Raw genomic sequence first — 17,596 nt, forward strand, 5'->3', positions numbered from 1 at the left:
CCGCGTATGCGCTAATCGATATGCGGACGATAACTCCACGCCGACCTATCGTCGGCATATCGGAAATTCCATACGGGGTCGCAACCGTTCCTGGGGTTTGCTGGCGTCGATGATCTACCACGAGCCGACCCTGACGGCGCCGACCGAGCCGATGGAGCAGACCGTGATCTCGCCGACCGTCGGGATCACGGTCTACGGCTGCGCCCCTGATGAGAGCCTCCTTTTCGACTCCTTGGCGCCCACGCTCGGAGTCTCGCTGAGGACCACGCCCGAGCCCGTCACCGAGGAGAATGCCGCCCTCGCGATCGGAGACCGGTGCATCAGCGTCAGCCACAAGTCGCCGATATCGAACGAGACACTTCTCGCTCTGCACAAGAGCGGCGTCCGGTATATCTCGACGCGAAGCGTCGGTTTCAACCACATCGATGTCGACTTCGCGGCGAGCATCGGGATAACGGTCGGAAACGTCTCCTATTCACCCGATTCCGTGGCCGACTACACGTTGATGCTGATGCTCATGTCGGTGCGCCAGGCGAAGGCGACGATCCGGCGCACCGACGCCCACGACTACCGCCCGGCGGCCACGCGTGGCCGCGAGCTGCGCGACCTGACCGTCGGCGTGGTCGGGACCGGGCGGATCGGCGCGGCGGTCATCGACCGGCTGCGAGGCTTCGGCTGCGACGTACTCGCCTATGACATCCGGCCCCGGCCGGCGGCCGAGGGGGTGGAGCACGTCGATCTGGACACGCTGGTCGAGCGCAGCGACATCGTCACCCTGCATGCGCCGCTCAGCGCGGAGTCGCACCATCTCCTCGACCGCCGCCGCATCGACCGGATGCGCCCCGGCGCGTACGTCATCAACACCGGTCGCGGCGCACTCGTCGAGACGCCGGCGCTCATCACCGCGCTCGAGGAGGGCCGGCTGGGCGGTGCGGCGCTGGACGTCATCGAGGGCGAGGAAAGCATCTTCTACGCCGATCTCCGGGGGCGGGACATCCCCAACGGCTGGCTGGCACGGCTCCAGGAGATGCCGAATGTGCTGGTCAGCCCCCATATCGCCTACTTCACCGACCATGCCCTCATGGACACGGTCGAGAACTCCATCGTGAACTGTCGTGAATTCGAAAGCAGGTTTCCGCATGTCTAAGCTCAAGGTCGGCATCATCTTCGGTGGCGTCTTCGAGGAGCACCCCGTCTCGGTGAAGTCGGCGCAGGAGGTTGCCAAGAACCTCGATGCCGACAGGTACGAGGCCTACTGGATCGGCATCACCAAGAGCGGTGACTGGCGCCTGTGCGACGGCCCGGAGGCGAGCTGGGAGGACGGCGCACACCGCCCCGTCGTGCTCTCCCCCGACCGCAGCGTCCACGGCTTGCTCGTCCTCGATGAGGGCAGCTACGAGACGATCCGTCTCGACGTCGTGCTCCCCGTCCTGCACGGCAAGCTCGGCGAGGACGGCGCGATCCAAGGGCTCTTCGAGCTCTCCGGGATCCCGTACGTCGGCTGCGACGTGCAGAGCTCGGCGCTGTGCATGGACAAGTCGCTGGCCTACACGGTCGTCGGCGAGGCCGGCATCCCGACGCCGAACTTCTGGATCCTCGGGCCCGGCGACGAGATCGATCCCGGCGTACTCCCCTATCCGGTCTTCGTGAAGCCGGCCCGCTCCGGGTCCTCGTTCGGGGTCAGCAAGGTGACCTCGGCCGAGGAGCTGGCCGAGGCGGTAACGACGGCGCGGCAGTACGACGAGAAGGTGCTGGTCGAGGAGGGGGTCGTCGCCGAGGAGATCGGCTGCGCGATCCTCGGCAACGGTGCCGAGCTGGTCACCGGAGAGGTCGACCACGTCGCGCTCTCGCACGGCTTCTTCAAGATCCACCAGGAGGACGCGCCCGAGACCGGCTCGGAGAACGCCACCTTCATCGTGCCCGCCGACATCCCGGCCGAGGCGCAGGAGCTGGTCAAGGCCGAGGCGCAGCGAGTCTACCGGGCGCTGGGCTGCCGCGGGCTGGCGCGGGTCGACATGTTCCTCAAGGCGGACGGCACCGTGGTGCTCAACGAGGTCAACACCCTGCCCGGGCTCACCTCGTACAGCCGCTACCCGCGGATGATGGCCGCGGCAGGGATCTCGATGACCGAGTTCCTCGACCGCGCGGTCTCCCTCGCGCTGGAGACTGCGCCCATGGAGACGGGGCAGCGATGAGGGACGGCTTCGCCTTCGTCGACGAGCTGGCGCCGGGCATCCGCTGGGACAGCAAGTACGCCACCTGGGACAACTTCACCGGCAAGCCGGTCGACGGCTACCTGGTCAACCGCATCGTCGGGACCCACGAGCTGTGTGCAGCACTCGCCCAGGCGCGGGACGAGGCCGCCGCCCTCGGGTTCGGGATCCTGCTGTGGGACGGCTACCGCCCCCAGCGCGCCGTCGACGCGTTCCTGCGCTGGGCCGAGGAGCCCGCGCCGGACGATGACGAGCGCAAACGCGTGCACTACCCCTCGATCACCCGCCCGGAGATGTTCGAGAGGGGGTACGTCGCCACGAAGTCCGGCCACAGCCGCGGCAGCACCGTCGACCTGACTCTCTTCTCCTTGGCCACGGGGGCGCTGCTGGACATGGGTGGCGATCACGACCTGATGGACGAGATCTCCCACCACGGCGCGGCCGGGGTCTCCGAGGTGGCGGCGCGCAACCGGTCGCACCTGTGCTCGGTGATGGAGTCGTGCGGGTTCAGCCGCTACGAGAACGAGTGGTGGCACTACTCGCTGATCGAGGAGCCTTACCCCGACACGTACTTCGACTTTCCCGTCGGATAGAGCCCGACCGACCCGGCTCAGGAATCCAGCCAGCCGTGAACCTTCGAGCGGTTCGCCTTCTTCCAGACGGAGGCGAACCGCTCCTCGGCGTCTTCGGCGGCGGCCTCCTCGACCTGGAACAGCTCGCGGACCGCGTCGTCCGGCTCGGGGACCAGTCCGATCGTCATGATCATGACGACGGCGTCGTTGAGGTCGCCGAGGGTCGACTGGACCGACTTGGCGGCCTTGGCGAGGCGCTCGGCGTCCTTGCCGAAGACCCCGCCCAGCGACTCGGCCGTGTAGCGGACCCGCTTGGCCTTCTTGCGCACCTCATGGAGCCGCCGACGACGCTCTTCCGTGTCCTCCGTCTCCCCGACCGCGTCGGCCGCGACCACCAGCCGCCGCCAGCTGCGGCGGAGCCGCTTGCGCAGTTCCTTCTTGCGCGGGTACGCCCCTGACCAGCGCAGACCATCGGCGAGACCGGCGATCATCTCGCGGTAGCGGTCGCCGTCCAACTCCGGCAGCAGCCGGGCTCGCCCCTGGGCCTGGCGCTCGGCCAGCGCCACCCGCAGCGCGTCGACACCGGTCGGTCCCGGACCGTGCTCGGCTGCCCAGCGCCGCAGGCGTCTGCGGAGCACCTCCGCGTCTCGTACGTCTCCGAGGAGGCCGGCGATCCACTTCAGCTCCGCCCGGAGCGGCTCGCTCCACTCCGTGTCGAGGAGCGGGCGGTACGTTGCCAGAACGCTGCGCAGCCTGCGTACGGTCACCCGCATCTGGTGGACCGAGTCGTCCTCGTCACGCAGCACGAGCCGGCCCCAGCGGTGGAGCGCGGTCACCTGGTCGCGCCACCACTCGCCGACCGGCTCGTGTGGATGACTCATCCCTACTGTTCTACCGTGCCGCGGGGTCCAGGTCACGCTCGGTTCGCCCGGCTGCTGCCTCCTCGGCACCGCCCTTCTCACGGTGCGGAAGCACGGTGAGGAGCAGGCCGACCCCGGCCCAGCAGGCGAGGACGATCAGCGGCACGGTGGTCCCGGCGCCGTCGAAGAACGAGAACCCGCGCAGCGCCGACCCCGCCGCACCCGGGGGCATCAGCTGGCCGAGCCAGCCGAACGGCACCATCTCCGGGGCGGAGGTGATTCCGGAGAGCGGGTTGCCGACGAGCAGGATCAGCAGCGCGACGATGCCGACGCCGGCCGGGCCGATGAGGTGGCGCAGGCCGATGATCGGGAGGGCGACCGCGAGGATGCCGAGAGCGACGACTCCGGCGTTGGCCAGGTAGCTGCCCTCCAGGGCGCCGAGCCACCCCTGGACGACGCCGGTCATCGCGAGACCGCCGCCGATCGCGATCAGGAAGGCGGCCGCGACCCGGTCACGGGTGCGGGTCAGCACCAGGGAGGTGATGGCGCCGGCCATGATGCCGCCGATCACCAGCGGCAGCGCGGACGCGCCGAAGACGACGCCGCGCGGATCGTCCTCCGCGCTCGCGACGACGTCGGTCACCTGGGGCTGTGAGCCCGTCTCGGCACCCATGGCGGTGGCCATCTGGGTGAGCTGCTGAGCGACGTTGGCGCTGGCCGCGGAGGCGACCAGGAACTCCGGGCCCTGGGGACCGACGACGATCGCGCCGTACGCCTCCCGGTCCTCGATCGCCTCGACCGCCTTGTCGCGGTCCGCGACGGCGGTGATCTCGAAGGCGTCCTCCCCCGCGTTGGCGGCGAGCTGGGTCTCGATCTGGGTGACCGCTGCCTCGGGGCCGGCGGCGGCCAGCGGCAGCGATCTGGGCTCCAGCTCGCTGGTGGGCCAGGCGAACGCGGAGATGAGCAACGTGAGCAGGGTGACCAGACCGAGACTGACCCCGATCACGGCTTTCACTGACTGGGACATGGTGGGTTCCTTCCCCAAAAAACGAATGTTCATTCTCTTTGACAGACACTCTCCTCTGTCACGTCGGATTTATCAAGAATGAATGTTCGTTTTTCTTTGAGGTATGCTTCCGGCATGCCGAAGATCAGCGAGGAGCACCGCGCCGAGAAGCGCCAGCAGATCATCGCGGCGACGCTGCGCTGCGTGGAGCGCGACGGCTTCCACAAGACGACGATGGCCGCGGTGGTCAAGGAGTCCGGCCTGTCCGCCGGCTCGGTCTACACCTACTTCCGCGGGAAGAGCGACATCATCCGCGTGATCGCCGAGTCGGGCCTGACGACCATTGCCGAGGCCATCACCAGCTTCACCCCTGACCCGAGCTCCGGTGAGGCCGCTCCCCCGCCCGAGCGCGCGATCGAGGCGGCGACGCAGCACCTTCTCGAGCTCTCCGCCGAGCTCGGCGTCGACCTCTCCCGGATCGCGCTGCAGACCTGGGCCGAGGCCGCCCGTGACCCGGAGGTCCGCGAGCTGATGGCCCCCGAGGCCCGCCGCATCCGGGCCGCTTGGCGCACCTACGCCGAAGACGCCATCGAAGCCGGCCGGTTCCACCCGGACGCCGATCCCGAACGGATCGCGATGGTCCTCACCGGCCTGCTGCCCGGCTTCATCCTGCAGCGGCTCATGCTGGGTGACGTCACCCCGAAGATCTACGCGGCGGGGCTCACCGACCTGCTCGGCTACTCCCAGCGAGCGACCCAGTAACGCACCCCGTAGGGGTCGCCGTCGTAGTCGACCGCCACCGTCGCGACGCTGCGCAGCAGGTCGGCCGCCTCGACGATCGGGCCGATGTCGGCCCAGAGCTCATCGGCCAGCCCGAGATCGAGCGCGCCGAGCGCCTCGGGGTCGGGCGCGACCAGCGCCTTGCCGAGCGCCTCGTCGAACCCGGCGGCCCGCGGGTCGAGGTGGCCCGGAGCCTTCTCGCTGCGGCAGGCCGAGCCGTTGCCGACGATGAGGTACGCCGTCTCGCCGCTGGTCACCGGAGCCGCACCGACCTCGGCCAGCAGCGAGGAGGCCACCCGGGCACCCTGCGCACCGGCGATCACGCGTACGTCCTCGCCCAGCCAGGCCACCGCGGCCAAGCAGGCGGAGCGGAGCTCGTCGACCGGGTCGTCGAGCGAGGCGTACTCCGGCAGCAGGGCCAGGCATCCCGGAACCAGCGCCACTCGAGTCACTGCAGTCCCCTGATCGCTCGCTTCGGACGTCGCCGGCCGGCGATCGTCCAGACCATGTCGACGGTCTGCCGGGTCTCCGGGACCTGGTGGACGCGGTAGATGCGGGCACCGGCCAGCGCGCACACCGAGGTCGCGGCCAGGGTGCCGAGGAGGCGCTCGCCGACCGGCAGGTCGAGCGTCTCACCCACGAAGTCCTTGTTGGAGAGGGAGACCAGCACCGGCCAGCCGGTCGCGACCATCTCGCCGAGCCGGCGGGTGATCTCGAGGGAGTGGAAGGTGTTCTTCCCGAAGTCGTGGGCCGGGTCGATCACGATCGAGTCCTTCGCCACGCCGGCGTCCAGGGCTCGCTGGGCGTAGCCGAGGGTCGAGTCGATCGCATCGCGCACCACGTCGTCGTACTCGATCCGGTAGGGACGCGTCCGCGGCGTCACGCCGCCGGTGTGGGTGCACACGATCGCGGCACCGTGGGCGGCGGCGACGTCGACGAGCTCCGGATCGGCCCCGCCCCAGGCGTCGTTGATGAGGTCGGCGCCGGCCGCGCACACCGCGTCACCCACCTCGGCGCGCCAGGTGTCCACCGAGATCACCAGCGCCGGGAACTCCTCACGTACCCGGGCGACGAAGTCGACCACGCGGGCCTTCTCCTCCGCGGCGCCGATCTCGGCGCCTGGTGCCGCCTTGATCCCGCCGATGTCGATGATCTCGGCGCCCTGGGACGCCACCAGGCGTACGCGCTCGAAGGCCGCGTCCTCGGCCCAGGTCGCTCCCTTATCGAAGAACGAGTCGGGGGTGCGGTTGACGATCGCCATCATCAGCGCGTCGTCGTCACCGAAGGAATGTCGTCCCAGGCGCAGCATCAGGCGACCATACCGCCAGGGACGTCGCGCACCGGCGGCCGCTCCAGCAGGCTCACGGAGCGGTCGACAACCTTGGTCGAGCCGTCGATCGGGATGTACTGCCGCATCTCGACGTCGTCGCCCGACGGACCGGTGCCAAGGCGGCGTGACATCATGCCCACGATCTGGGTCGCCATCAGGCCGAGGTCGAAGAGATCCTGGTGACTGTGGTCGCGCTGGCCGAGATCGACCTGGGCGATCGCATCCATCCCTCGCGTGTCCAGGGTGTCGACGAGGGCGGCGAGCTCCACGCCGTAGCCGGTCGGGACCCGCAGCCGCTCGAACAGCGAGCGCCGGATCGACCACTCCCCCGCTAGCGGCTGGATCAGATCGCGCAGTGGCCTGCGGTGGAGGGCCAGCAGCGGGCGGGCGACGAGCTCGGTGACCCGGCCGCCGTCGAGTCCGTGCTCCCCCGGGCGCCGGTAGAAGCCCTTGACCAGCTCGATCGTCGGATTGTTGACAAGAGGGCCGACCAGGCCGCGTACGAAATGGGTGTCCCAGTCGGTCAGGTCGGCGTCCATGAAGACGATCAGCTCGCCGGTGGTCACGAACTGTGACTTCCACATCGCCTCGCCCTTGCCCGGGTGGGAGCCGAGCTCGGGCCGGATCGCGGCCGAGGCGTAGACGTCGGCGCCGGCGTCGGCGGCGATCCGCGCGGTGTCGTCGGAGGAGTCGGAGTCGATGACGACGAGCTCGTCGACCAGATCCGAGGTCTCCATCAGGCTGGTCCGCAGCCTGTCGACCAGGCCGCCGACGGTCGCGGCCTCGTTGCGCGCCGGGACCACGAGGCTCACCCGCTGCCCCTGCTTGGCTGCCACGAGATCGGCCAGCGACCAGTCGTCCCAGTGATAGGTGTTGCGCTCGGACCAAGACATGTTCAAACCCTACGGGCCGACTTCGAACAGCAGCCATCGCCCATGCGGCCACGACCGTCTGAAGCCTCCGCGGTAGGTGGGCCGGCCGGGCCTGCCCGCGGGCTCAGCGAAGCCAGTCGGGCACGGCCCGATAGGCCGAGAGATGACGTACGACGTTCGCGAAGGCGATCGCCTGCCCGCGGGCGTTCGCGTGGATCCTATCCGCCGAGTAGATCGCCGGGTCCCGCCCGGCCGCGATCCGCCGGGCCCCCAGATGTATCCCGCCGACGCCTTCGACGACGTGACGCTGCACGCTGTCGACCTCATCGAGCCTGAGCGCGGTCTGGGTCGCCGTCTCGGCGGGAAGCAGCCCCGAGTGAGCCCAGTCGTAGAGCCCGATCGTCGCGACGGTGGCGCCCGCCGAAGCCAACGGCCGCAACAGCGCGTCGAGGTCCGCGGTGAACCGCTCGACGTCGAAACCACGCGAGAAGGCGTCGTTCCCGCCGGCACTGACAACGACCAGGTCCGGCTCGAAAGCCAGCGCATCGGAGAGGAACTTCTCCCGGATCTCGGCGGTCCGCAGGAACGGCTGCGCGAGCGTACGGTGCCTGAACTCCGACCGCGTCTCGGCCAGCGCCTCCGCGAGCCGCTCCCCCGCCGAGAGGTCCCGATAGCCCTCCAGAGGATCACGTACGCCGGCGGCGACGCTGTCGCCGAGGATCACCAGCCGGTGCCAGCGTCCGTTGTCGAGCACGGCTTGCGCGAGGCCCGGATCGAGGCAGTCGCGGTCCGCAGCCTCGGCGGGGTAGAGCTGAGCAAAGGTCGTCATGACTCCGTTTTAGAGTACGATCGTTCGTACGTCAATAGAATACGACCGTGCGCTATAGTCGTCGGCATGGCGGGACGCGCATCAGCTCAGGCAGCCCTCGACACCCGGCAGTCGATCCTCAAGGAGGCCGCCGACCTGGCCTCGATCGAGGGCCTGGACACGATCTCGATCGGCCGCCTCGCCACCCGGCTGGGGATGAGCAAGTCGGGCGTGATCGGCCAGTTCGGCAGCAAGGAGAACCTCCAGCTGGCCGCGGTCGAGTACACCCAACAGCGCTTCGTCGAGCTCGTCTGGACACCGGTCGCACACCACGAACCCGGGCTCGTACGCCTCCGTGCGCTGTGCCGCTCCTGGGTCGACTACGCCGTCAACCCGCCCTATCCCGGCGGATGCGCGGTGGAACAGATGACCTTCGACTTCGACGGCCGCGACGGCCCCGTGCACGACCTCCTCGCCAGCGGCTCCGCCCGGTGGCGCAAGACGCTGCGTCGCGAGATCGCCACTGCGATCGACGCCGGCGACCTCCCCCAGAGTCTCGATCCCGACCAGGCGGCGTTCGCGATCAAGGCCATCGCGTCGGGCATCACGCCCTCTCTCCAGATGGAGGTGGGCGCGCCGGTCAGCACCTGGGCGCTGACGGCGATGAGCGCCGTCCTCGGTCTGCCCCCGCAGGAGTAGGCGGCCGCCATCGGCACCTGTGGTCCTCGCCCGGGTCCGGTGTCGTGTGTCGGCTACTGCGCGTCGTCGTGCGAGCGCGCGAAGGTGAGGACCTCGTCGGTGGCGCCGTTCATCCAGACGTCCTGGCAGGCCTGCGCCATCTCCTCGAGGCCGTCGACGACCGTGCCGAAGACGTTGCCCGGCACCCATCCCTGGTCGCCGTTGATGAGCAGGTTGTTGCGGCCGTAGAAGAGGGCGAGGTCGACGATCTCGGTCATCTCCCCCGGCCCGCGGTCCTCCGGGTAGCCGTAGGAGGGGTTGCCGAGGTCGTCGGAGGAGAAGGCGAAGTAGCACAGGTCGCCGGGGATCGGGGTGACCGTGGTGTTCTCCTTGCCTGGCTCCTTCGCGGCGAAGGCGGGCACCAGGTGGTAGATCTCGTTGCGGGCGTACTTGCCGTGGAAGACCTGGCCGCTGAGCGGCAGTGCGTCCCACACGGCGCCGGCGGTGCGTGGCGCCTCCTCATCGAGGAGGCGGGCGAGGCAGGAGACGCCGCGGCGCTCCAAGGTGACGGTGATGTAGCGGCTCATCGGGCTCCTCGAGAATTGTCGACAGGTCGGACGAACAGCTCACCGCTGGCCCGCTCGTACGCTCGCGCCGCGCGCAGCACCCGGGCGTCGTCGTGGCGGGCGCCGACGATCTGGAGGCCGACGGGCAGCCCCGCGCCGGTGGTGCCGCAGGGCACGCTCGCCGCCGGCTGCTGGGTCATGTTGAACGGGTAGGTGTAGGGCGTCCAGCTCGGCCACCACTGCGAGGGCCAGCCCATGGGCGCCTGCAGCCCTCGCTCGAAGGCGGTGATCGGCATGGTCGGGGTGACCAGCAGGTCGTACGTCTCGTGGAACCGCCCCATCAACCGGCCGAGGTCCATCCGGACCGCGGTGGCGTCCAGGTAGTCGGCCGCGGACCCGCGGCCCTTGGTCTCGATGCCCTCGCGCAGCAGCGGGTCGATCTTGTCGATCGCGCCAGGAGGATAGGCGTCGAGCACCTTCGACGCTCCGCAGAACCAGAGCACCTCGAACGCCTCGACCGGGTCGGTGAAACCGGGATCGACCTCCTCGACCTGGGCGCCCTCGGACTCGAGCACGGCGACCGCCTCGCGGACCAGCCGTTCGACCTCGGGGTCGTTCTCGACGTACCCGAGCGTGGGCGAGAACCCGATCCTCAGCCCTTCGACGCCGTCGTCCAGGCCTGCCAGGAAGGAGGCTCCCGGTGTCGGCATCGCCGACCAGTCGCGGGAGTCGAAGCCGGCGATCACGTCGAGCAGCGCCGCGGCGTCGGTGACGGTCCTGGTCATCGGGCCGGCGTGCGAGAGGGTGCCGAAGGGGCTGGCGGGATAGAGCGGAATCAGACCGTAGGTCGGCTTGATCGTCACCGTGCCGGTAAAGGACGCCGGGATCCGGACCGAGCCGCCGCCGTCGGTGCCGAGCGCCCACGGGCCCATACCGAGACCGACCGCCGCCGCAGCGCCGCCGCTGGAGCCGCCCGAGGTCAGGCCCGGATCCCAAGGATTGCCGGTGGAGCCGTGGCGGAGCGAGTCGGTGACGCCCTTCCAGGCGAACTCGGGAGTCGTCGTCTTCCCGATGATCACGGCGCCTGCCTCGCGCAGACGCGCAACCGCGGGAGCGTCCTCGGGCCACGGGCCCGGCTCGTCGATGAGCCAGGTGCCGCGGATTGTCGGCAATCCGGCGGTCCACAGGATGTCCTTGACCGAGGTCGGTACGCCGTCGGCGCTGCCGAGCGGATGCCCGGCCCGCCATCTCTCGGTGGACGCGGTCGCCTGCGCCAGCGCGCCGTCGGGATCGACCCGGACGAACGCGTTCACCGCGGGGTCACGCTCGTCGATCGTGTCGAGCACCGACCGCGTCGCGTCGAGCGGGGTGAAGGCGCCCGCGCGGTACCCGGCCAAGAGCTCGGCGGCGGTCAAGGCGCTGAGGTCGGACCCGGACGCGGTCATCGGGTCCGGCATCTGGTCGGTCATCGGCTCGGTCATGACCTCTCCCCCTGCTCCGCGACGACGAAGCCGCGCTGCTTGTCGACGACGTTCAGCAGCGGATCGCCGCTCAGCCAGCGCCGGGCGTTGTCGACGAACTGGTCCGCCAGCGCCTCCCGCCACCCCTCGTAGTCGCCGGACATGTGTGCCGAGACCGCCACCCCCGGCATGGTCCACAACGGACTCTCGGCCGGCAGCGGCTCGACCTCGAAGACGTCCAGCGACGCCGCCTCGACCGGGCCGTCGCGGAGCGCGGAGACGAGCGCGGCCTCGTCGACGATCTGCCCGCGGCCGACATTGACCAGATGGCTGCCCGGCTTCATCGCCGCGAGCACGTCTTCGCTGATCAGGCCACGGGTCTCGTCGGTCAGCGGGGCCGTGACGACGACGTGGTCGGCCCAGCCGACGTGTGCGGTGAGGTCGGCGCTGGCGACGACCTCACCGAAGTCGGGATCGCCACTGCGGGCGGTGCGGCCGGCGCCGCGTACGTCCATCCCGGCCGCGCGCAGCAGCCTGCCCGTCTCGCGACCGATCGCGCCGGTGCCGACGACGAGCGCGGTCTCGGCGCTGATCAGCCGAGTCTCGCGGCGCAGCCACTTCCGGGCCGACTGCAGGTCATGGCTGAGGTGGATGTCCTTGGCCACGGCCAGGATCGAGCCGAGCACGAACTCCGCCATCGCCCGGTCGAAGATCCCGCGGGCGTTGGTGACGACGACCTCGGAGGCGACCAGCTCCGGGAACAGCAGCTTGTCGACCCCGGCGGCCGCGACGTGGAGCCAGCGCAGCGATCCGGCGCTCGGCCAGGCATCGCGGACGGCCTCGGAGAAGTAGTCCCACAGCAGCAGTGCCTCGGCGCCCCGAAGCGCGTCGGCCAGGCCCGCGGCATCGGTGTAGATGAGCTCGGCATCCGCCTCGAGGCGCTCCATGCCGGCGGGTCTGCCGCCGTCAGGCGGGCAGAGGATCGTGATCGCGGGGCGCCGGGACGTCTCCAAGAAATCCTCCGTCGCACTCGACACACCTCGGCAACAATCCGAGACTACGCTAGGAGGGCAGATTGAAGATTGTCAACAATCCTAGCGAGGTGCGATGTCCCCGACGGTACGCATCGCCGTGGTCGTTCCCCATGACATGGTGCTCGACCACGAGCTGTGGCGGTGGGCCCCGCCCGACACCAGCCTGCTCTTCAATCGGACGCCCTTCACCGACCGTGCGGTCACCCTCGAGATGGCCGAGGAGATCAGCGAGACCGCGGTCGTCGAGCAGGCCGTGCGCGACCTCGCGGCCGCCGAACCCCACCTCTACGTCTACGCCTGCACCTCCGGCAGCTTCGTCCACGGCCGGCATGGCGAGCGGCGGCTGGCCGCCGCGATGAGCCGGGTCGGCGGCGCACCCGCGATCACCACCTCCGGCGCGGTGCTGGAGTCGCTCTCCGCTCTCGGCGTCTCCCGGGTCGCGGTCGCGACCCCCTACGACGTCGCGCTCGCCGGCCGGTTCGGCCGCTTCCTGGCCGAGGCCGAGATCACCGTCGTGAGCACCGGCGACCTCGGGCTGGGCCACCACATCTGGGAGGTTCCGTACGAGACCACGCTCGACCTGGTGCGAGCCGCCGACACCGATGCCGCCGAGGCGGTCGTCGTCTCGTGCACGAACTTGGCGACGTACGACATCATCGGCCGCCTCGAGGCCGAGCTCGGCAAGCCGGTGATCTCCGCGAACCGGGCGACCATGGAGGCCGCGCTCCGGATGGTCGGGCGCACCCCACCGGTCGCCGAGGATCTGTTGGGGCAGGTCTCATGACCCGCCCACCGGTCATCGGGCTGCTCTATCCCGGATACGCGGCTGAGGACGACTTCCCTGCGCTCGAGAACGCGCTCGGCGGCGCGATCTGGCTGCCGCTGGTACACACCTCCATGGGCCGCGACGAGCACACCGTCGAGGCTCTCCTCGACACCGGCTCCGCGGCCCGGCTCGCGCAGGGGGCCGACGCGATCGCGGCCCACTCCCCCGACGCGGTGATGTGGGCGTGCACGTCGGGCAGCTTCGTCTACGGCCGGGACGGCGCCGCGGCCCAGGCGGCCGCGATCAGCGAGCGGCTGGGCGTCCCCGCCTCGTCGACCTCGATCGCCTTCGTCGAGGCGGCGCGTGCGCTCGGGCTCGAGAAGGTCGCCGTCGCCGCCTCCTACCCCGAGGAGCTGGCCGGACACTTCAGCACCTTCCTCGAGGCAGGTGGGGTCGAGGTGGTCTCCTTCGGCGCCAGCGGGATCTTCACCGCCGTCGACGCCGGCCGTCTCGGCCCGGACGCGGTCCTCGAGATGACCTTGGCGGTCGACGTTCCCGAGGCCGAGGCCGTCCTCGTCCCCGACACCGCTCTGCACACGCTGACCTGCATCGATACGTTGGAGAAAGCCCTCGGAAAACCCGTGCTGACTGCCAACCAGGTGACCGTCTGGGAGGGCCTGCGACTCGCCGGGACGCCCCGCCCCCTACCTCGGCTCGGCACCCTCTTCAGGTAGCGTCGCGGCTTTACATAAACCTCCCGTCCCACCCCGCGCCACCTTCAGCGCGCCCTAGCCAAGGCGCACAGACAGCGCTAACGTGGCGCAGATTGTTGACAAACCTACAGTCAGCACTGCGGGTCAAAAGCGGTCCCCAGCCATCAATCACACCGAGCAGGTGAGAAGAAATGTCAGGAACCCCAACCATCCCCTCCGCCGAGGCACAACCCGACAAATCGAAGCTCCGAAGAGCCATCACCGGCTCAGCGGTCGGCAATGCGACAGAGTGGTTCGACTACGGCGCCTTCGCCTATGTCGCGACCGAGATCACTGCCAACTTCTTCCCGGAGTACGGCTTCGCCGGCACAGCTCTGACCTTTGCGATCTCGTTCATCCTGCGACCGCTCGGCGGCCTCTTCTGGGGCCCCCTCGGTGACCGCATCGGGCGCCAGCGCGTCCTCGCGATGACGATCATCCTGATGGCCGGCGCGACCTTCCTGGTCGGCTGCCTGCCGACGTACGACTCGGTCGGCATCTGGGCCGTGGTCCTGCTCGTGCTGCTCCGGGTGATCCAGGGATTCTCGACCGGCGGTGAGTACGGCGGCGCCGCGACCTACATGGCCGAGTGCGCACCCGACAAGAAGCGTGGGTTCTACGGCAGCTTCCTGGAGTTCGGCACCATCGTCGGCTTCACCGCCGCCATCGCCGTCGTGTTCATCACGGAGAAGAGCATCGGCCAGGAAGCGATGACCGAGTGGGGCTGGCGTATCCCGTTCCTCATCGGTGGCCCGATCGGCCTCATCGGCCTCTACATCCGGACCAAGCTCGAGGAGACGCCGGTCTTCCAGGAGCTCGAGACGCAGGACGCCGTGGAGGGCGGCGCCGGGGCCGCACTGAAGGATCTCTTCGCGCTGTTCTGGAAGCCGATCCTCACCCTGATCGGCCTGGTCGCCGCGCTCAACATCGCCAACTACACCCTGCTGGCCTACATGGCGACCTACCTGCAGGAGGAGGCCGGCTTCAGCAGCTCCGACGCCGACCTGCTGGTCATCTTCGGACAGGTCGCGATGCTGGTCTTCCTGCCGATCGCCGGATCGCTCTCGGACAAGGTCGGCCGCAAGCCGATGTGGGGCGGCTCCTTCATCGGGCTGATCGTGCTGTCGGTCCCGATGTTCCTGCTGATCGGCCAGGGCTTCTGGCCGGCGGTCCTCGGGTTCACCGTGCTGGGCATCGTCTACGTCGCCCAGCTCGCGACGATCTCGGCGACCTTCCCGGCGATGTTCCCCTCGCAGGTGCGCTACGGCGGCATGGCGATCGGCTACAACATCTCCACCGCAGCCTTCGGTGGCACGGCGCTGTACGTCAACAACGCACTGATCGGCGCCACCGGAGACGTGCTGATGCCGGCGTACTACATGATCGCCGGATCCGTGGTCGGCCTGATCGCGCTGTTCTTCGTCGTCGAGACGGCGGGCAAGTCGATCCGAGGCACCGAGATCCCGGGTACGCCGGAGTCCGAGGCGGAGCTCGCCGAGCTCGACAGTCTCGACAAGACGGTCTGACCGACGTCTGCGAACGAGCGTGCCGGGTGCGGATCCGCGTACCCGGCACGCTCGGTCGATCCGCTCACTGCCGGACCGGCCACATGCAATGATTGTCAACAATCAAACTCTTCTCGGTAGTCCATCGGAGACCACGTTGACAGTGACATCGAGCTTCGAACCCGTGCACAGGGAGTCGACGGCCTCGGTCATCGCTCGCCAGCTGCGTACGGCGATCATGGAGCGCACCCTGCAGCCCGGTGCACAGCTGAGCGAGACCGCGCTCTCGGCCCAGTTCGGCGTCAGCCGCGGCCCGCTGCGCGAGGCGATGCAGCGCCTGGTCCAGGAGGGCCTGCTCCGCAGCGAGCCCAACCGCGGGCTCTTCGTGATCGAGCTCGACGAGGCCGACATCCGAGACATCTACGTGGCCAGGGCAGCCGTCGAGGGCGCCGCCGCGACGATGATCGCCAAGGCACGGGTCCCCGCGGCTCTGCGCGAGCTCCGCGCCGCCTGCGACGCGATGACCAAGTCGCTCGAGCTCGGCGACCCGGCGAAGCTGAGCGATGCCGACTTCCGCTTCCACGACGTGCTCGTGCAGTGTTCCGGGAGCCGGCGCCTGGCCCGCATGCACCAGACCCTGATCGTCGAGACGCGGATGTGCCTGACCGCGCTCGAGGGCACCTACCAACAGCCGCTCGAACTGGTCGAGGAGCACATCCAGATCGTCGACGCCATCGAGGCCGGCGACGTGAAGCTGACCCTCAAGCGCGTCGAGCTGCACATGGACGAGGCGCTACGGCGCCTCATCCATGCCGACGACAACGACGAGGGCTACGTCTGATCCAGCGCCTGGGTCACATCGCGATCCCGACGTACTTGGTCTCGAGGAACTCCTCGATCCCGGTACGCCCGCCCTCCCGCCCCAGTCCCGAGGCCTTGACGCCACCGAAGGGCGCGGCGGGGTTGGAGACCACGCCCTGGTTCAGCCCGACCATCCCGGACTCGAGCGCCTCGGCGACCCGTAGGCCGCGGCGCAGGTCGTTGGTGAAGACGTAGTTGACCAGGCCGTACTCGGTGTCGTTGACCGCCTCGACCACCTCGTCCTCGGTGTCGAACGGGGTCAGCGGCGCGACCGGCCCGAAGATCTCCTCGCTGCCCATCTTCGCGGACGCGGGCACCCCGGTGAGCACGGTCGGAGGGTAGAAGTAGCCGGGGCCATCGGGGGCGGTGCCGCCGGTCAGCACCCGGGCACCACCGGCGACCGCGTCGTCGACGAGGGTCTGCACCTTCTCCCGGGCCGCCTCGTCGATGAGCGGCCCGACGCGTACGCCCTCCTCGACACCACGACCCACGGGCAGCTCGGACATCGCCTTGGCGAGCCGGTCGCCGAACTCCTCGATGACCGAGCGCTGCACGAAGATCCGGTTGGCGGCCGTGCACGCCTCCCCCGTGTTGCGCATCTTCGCGGCCATCGCACCGGCGACGGCCTCGTCGATGTCGGCGTCCTCGAAGACGACGAAGCCGGCGTTGCCGCCGAGTTCCATGGACGTACGCAGCACCTGCTCCGCGCTCTGGGCGAGCAGCACGCGCCCGACGGCCGTGGATCCGGTGAAGGAGAGCTTGCGGATCACGCCGGAGCGCAGCAGCGGCTCGGTCAGCTCACCGGGCCTGGTCGTCGGCAGAATGTTGACGACGCCCTCGGGCACGCCGGCCTCACGCAGGATCTCCCCCAGGGCCAGCATCGAGAGCGGCGTCTGCTGGGCGGGCTTGACGATGCTGGTGCAGCCGGCCGCGATCGCCGGCCCGATCTTGCGGGTCCCCATCGCCATCGGGAAGTTCCACGGCGTGATCAGCAGGGCCGGCCCGACCGGCTGCTTCGTGATCAGGAAGCGGGAGCCGCCGGCGGGCGCGGTCTGGTAGCCACCCTCGATCCGCACCGCCTCCTCGGCGAAGTGGCGGAAGAACTCCGCGGCGTACGCGATCTCGCCTCGCGCCTCGGCCAGCGGCTTGCCCATCTCGAGCGTCATCAGCAGCGCGAGGTCGTCGATCCGCTCGTGCAGGAGGTCGAAGGCGGCCATCAGCATGTCGGCGCGGTCGCGGGGCGCGGTCGCGGCGAACTCCTTCTGCGCGCCCGCGGCGGCGTCGAGCGCGCGGCGGCCGTCCTCGGGGGTCGCGTCGGCGACCGCACAGAGCACCTCCCCCGTCGACGGGTCGAGCACGTCGAAGGTCGCTCCGTCGCCGGCATCCACCCACTGACCTGCGACAAGAAGCCCCTTCGGGACCTCTGCCACGACCCGTGCCTCGTTCGGTTCTCCGCCCATCACGCATCTGCCTCCAAGGTCAGCATCCGGCCGTCCGGCTGACAGCCGGCCAACGCTGGCCTAGTGTAGTAGC

The 17,596-nt window shown here is 69.6% G+C and carries 19 protein-coding genes; 9 read left to right on the plus strand and 10 right to left on the minus strand.

What is annotated here, in order from left to right:
• Positions 1-151 precede the first annotated feature (151 nt).
• From ABT304_RS28685 to vanX, 3 genes are read left to right on the plus strand one after another with little or no spacing between them, the layout of a single operon-like run.
• Positions 152-1,147, plus strand: a complete 996-nt coding sequence (locus ABT304_RS28685; protein WP_502890449.1) for a D-isomer specific 2-hydroxyacid dehydrogenase family protein — start codon at positions 152-154, stop codon at positions 1,145-1,147.
• Positions 1,140-2,195: a D-alanine--(R)-lactate ligase gene (vanA, locus tag ABT304_RS28690; RefSeq protein WP_350720541.1), complete on the plus strand. Its 1,056-nt coding sequence runs from the start codon at positions 1,140-1,142 to the stop codon at positions 2,193-2,195. The genes ABT304_RS28685 and vanA overlap by 8 nt, the downstream gene beginning before the upstream one ends.
• Positions 2,192-2,806, plus strand: coding sequence for a D-Ala-D-Ala dipeptidase VanX (gene vanX, locus ABT304_RS28695; RefSeq protein WP_350720543.1), 615 nt, complete (start codon positions 2,192-2,194; stop codon positions 2,804-2,806). The genes vanA and vanX overlap by 4 nt, the downstream gene beginning before the upstream one ends.
• 17 nt (positions 2,807-2,823) lie before the next feature.
• On the opposite strand, the gene ABT304_RS28700 is transcribed toward vanX, so the two are convergent.
• Together ABT304_RS28700 and ABT304_RS28705 are read right to left on the minus strand one after the other, a co-directional pair.
• Positions 2,824-3,666 carry a CHAD domain-containing protein gene (locus tag ABT304_RS28700; RefSeq protein WP_350720545.1) on the minus strand — a complete coding sequence of 281 codons (843 nt, stop codon included), beginning with the start codon at positions 3,664-3,666 and terminating at the stop codon, positions 2,824-2,826.
• A gap of 10 nt (positions 3,667-3,676) precedes the next feature.
• The gene (locus ABT304_RS28705) at positions 3,677-4,672 is read right to left on the minus strand and encodes a hypothetical protein (RefSeq protein WP_350720546.1); all 996 of its coding nucleotides are present in this window, start codon (positions 4,670-4,672) and stop codon (positions 3,677-3,679) included.
• Between the two features lie 114 nt (positions 4,673-4,786).
• Here ABT304_RS28705 and ABT304_RS28710 point away from each other — a divergent pair, with 114 nt between their 5' ends.
• Positions 4,787-5,413 carry a TetR/AcrR family transcriptional regulator gene (locus ABT304_RS28710; protein WP_350720548.1) on the plus strand — a complete coding sequence of 209 codons (627 nt, stop codon included), beginning with the start codon at positions 4,787-4,789 and terminating at the stop codon, positions 5,411-5,413.
• Here ABT304_RS28710 and ABT304_RS28715 read toward each other — a convergent pair.
• The 4 genes from ABT304_RS28715 to ABT304_RS28730 all read right to left on the minus strand — a co-directional run bounded on the left by ABT304_RS28715 (position 5,389) and on the right by ABT304_RS28730 (position 8,462).
• Positions 5,389-5,883 carry a class III extradiol ring-cleavage dioxygenase family protein gene (locus tag ABT304_RS28715; RefSeq protein ID WP_350720549.1) on the minus strand — a complete coding sequence of 165 codons (495 nt, stop codon included), beginning with the start codon at positions 5,881-5,883 and terminating at the stop codon, positions 5,389-5,391. The genes ABT304_RS28710 and ABT304_RS28715 overlap by 25 nt on opposite strands.
• Positions 5,880-6,740 carry a dihydropteroate synthase gene (gene folP, locus ABT304_RS28720; protein WP_350720551.1) on the minus strand — a complete coding sequence of 287 codons (861 nt, stop codon included), beginning with the start codon at positions 6,738-6,740 and terminating at the stop codon, positions 5,880-5,882. The genes ABT304_RS28715 and folP overlap by 4 nt, the downstream gene beginning before the upstream one ends.
• On the minus strand, positions 6,740-7,654 hold the full coding sequence (locus ABT304_RS28725) for a glucosyl-3-phosphoglycerate synthase (RefSeq protein WP_350720553.1): 915 nt from the start codon (positions 7,652-7,654) through the stop codon (positions 6,740-6,742). The genes folP and ABT304_RS28725 overlap by 1 nt, the downstream gene beginning before the upstream one ends.
• Positions 7,655-7,757: 103 nt before the next feature.
• On the minus strand, positions 7,758-8,462 hold the full coding sequence (locus ABT304_RS28730; protein ID WP_350720555.1) for an SGNH/GDSL hydrolase family protein: 705 nt from the start codon (positions 8,460-8,462) through the stop codon (positions 7,758-7,760).
• Between the two features lie 66 nt (positions 8,463-8,528).
• On the opposite strand from ABT304_RS28730, the gene ABT304_RS28735 reads away from it, so the two are divergent.
• A complete protein-coding gene (locus ABT304_RS28735) occupies positions 8,529-9,140 on the plus strand; it encodes a TetR/AcrR family transcriptional regulator (RefSeq protein WP_350720557.1) in 612 nt (203 codons plus the stop codon).
• Positions 9,141-9,193: 53 nt separating this feature from the next.
• Here ABT304_RS28735 and ABT304_RS28740 read toward each other — a convergent pair whose 3' ends face one another.
• Genes ABT304_RS28740 through ABT304_RS28750 form a run of 3 tightly spaced genes read right to left on the minus strand, consistent with a single transcriptional unit; the run spans position 9,194 to position 12,158 of the window.
• The gene (locus tag ABT304_RS28740; RefSeq protein ID WP_350720559.1) at positions 9,194-9,706 is read right to left on the minus strand and encodes a DUF3830 family protein; all 513 of its coding nucleotides are present in this window, start codon (positions 9,704-9,706) and stop codon (positions 9,194-9,196) included.
• Positions 9,703-11,166 carry an amidase gene (locus tag ABT304_RS28745; RefSeq protein WP_350720561.1) on the minus strand — a complete coding sequence of 488 codons (1,464 nt, stop codon included), beginning with the start codon at positions 11,164-11,166 and terminating at the stop codon, positions 9,703-9,705. Before ABT304_RS28745 ends, ABT304_RS28740 begins: the two co-directional genes overlap by 4 nt.
• Positions 11,163-12,158, minus strand: coding sequence for a D-2-hydroxyacid dehydrogenase (locus tag ABT304_RS28750; protein ID WP_350720563.1), 996 nt, complete (start codon positions 12,156-12,158; stop codon positions 11,163-11,165). Before ABT304_RS28750 ends, ABT304_RS28745 begins: the two co-directional genes overlap by 4 nt.
• A 94-nt stretch (positions 12,159-12,252) precedes the next feature.
• Between ABT304_RS28750 and ABT304_RS28755 the strand changes: the two genes are divergently transcribed.
• The 4 genes from ABT304_RS28755 (at position 12,253) to ABT304_RS28770 (ending at position 16,043) form a co-directional block, all read left to right on the plus strand.
• Entirely contained in the window at positions 12,253-12,963 is a 711-nt protein-coding gene (locus ABT304_RS28755; RefSeq protein WP_350720564.1) for a maleate cis-trans isomerase family protein, read from the plus strand.
• Positions 12,960-13,679: a maleate cis-trans isomerase family protein gene (locus ABT304_RS28760; RefSeq protein ID WP_350720566.1), complete on the plus strand. Its 720-nt coding sequence runs from the start codon at positions 12,960-12,962 to the stop codon at positions 13,677-13,679. Before ABT304_RS28755 ends, ABT304_RS28760 begins: the two co-directional genes overlap by 4 nt.
• 170 nt (positions 13,680-13,849) lie before the next feature.
• Positions 13,850-15,223: an MFS transporter gene (locus ABT304_RS28765; RefSeq protein WP_350720568.1), complete on the plus strand. Its 1,374-nt coding sequence runs from the start codon at positions 13,850-13,852 to the stop codon at positions 15,221-15,223.
• Between the two features lie 163 nt (positions 15,224-15,386).
• Positions 15,387-16,043 (plus strand): GntR family transcriptional regulator, encoded by a 657-nt coding sequence (locus ABT304_RS28770; RefSeq protein WP_350720570.1) that lies wholly within the window; start codon positions 15,387-15,389, stop codon positions 16,041-16,043.
• Between the two features lie 13 nt (positions 16,044-16,056).
• Here ABT304_RS28770 and ABT304_RS28775 read toward each other — a convergent pair whose 3' ends face one another.
• Complete coding sequence (locus ABT304_RS28775; RefSeq protein ID WP_350720572.1) at positions 16,057-17,523, minus strand: NAD-dependent succinate-semialdehyde dehydrogenase; 1,467 nt, start codon at positions 17,521-17,523, stop codon at positions 16,057-16,059.
• Positions 17,524-17,596 lie beyond the last annotated feature (73 nt).

It is taken from the genome of Nocardioides sp. NPDC000445 (assembly GCF_040300245.1).
Taxonomy (GTDB): Bacteria; Actinomycetota; Actinomycetes; order Propionibacteriales; family Nocardioidaceae; genus Nocardioides.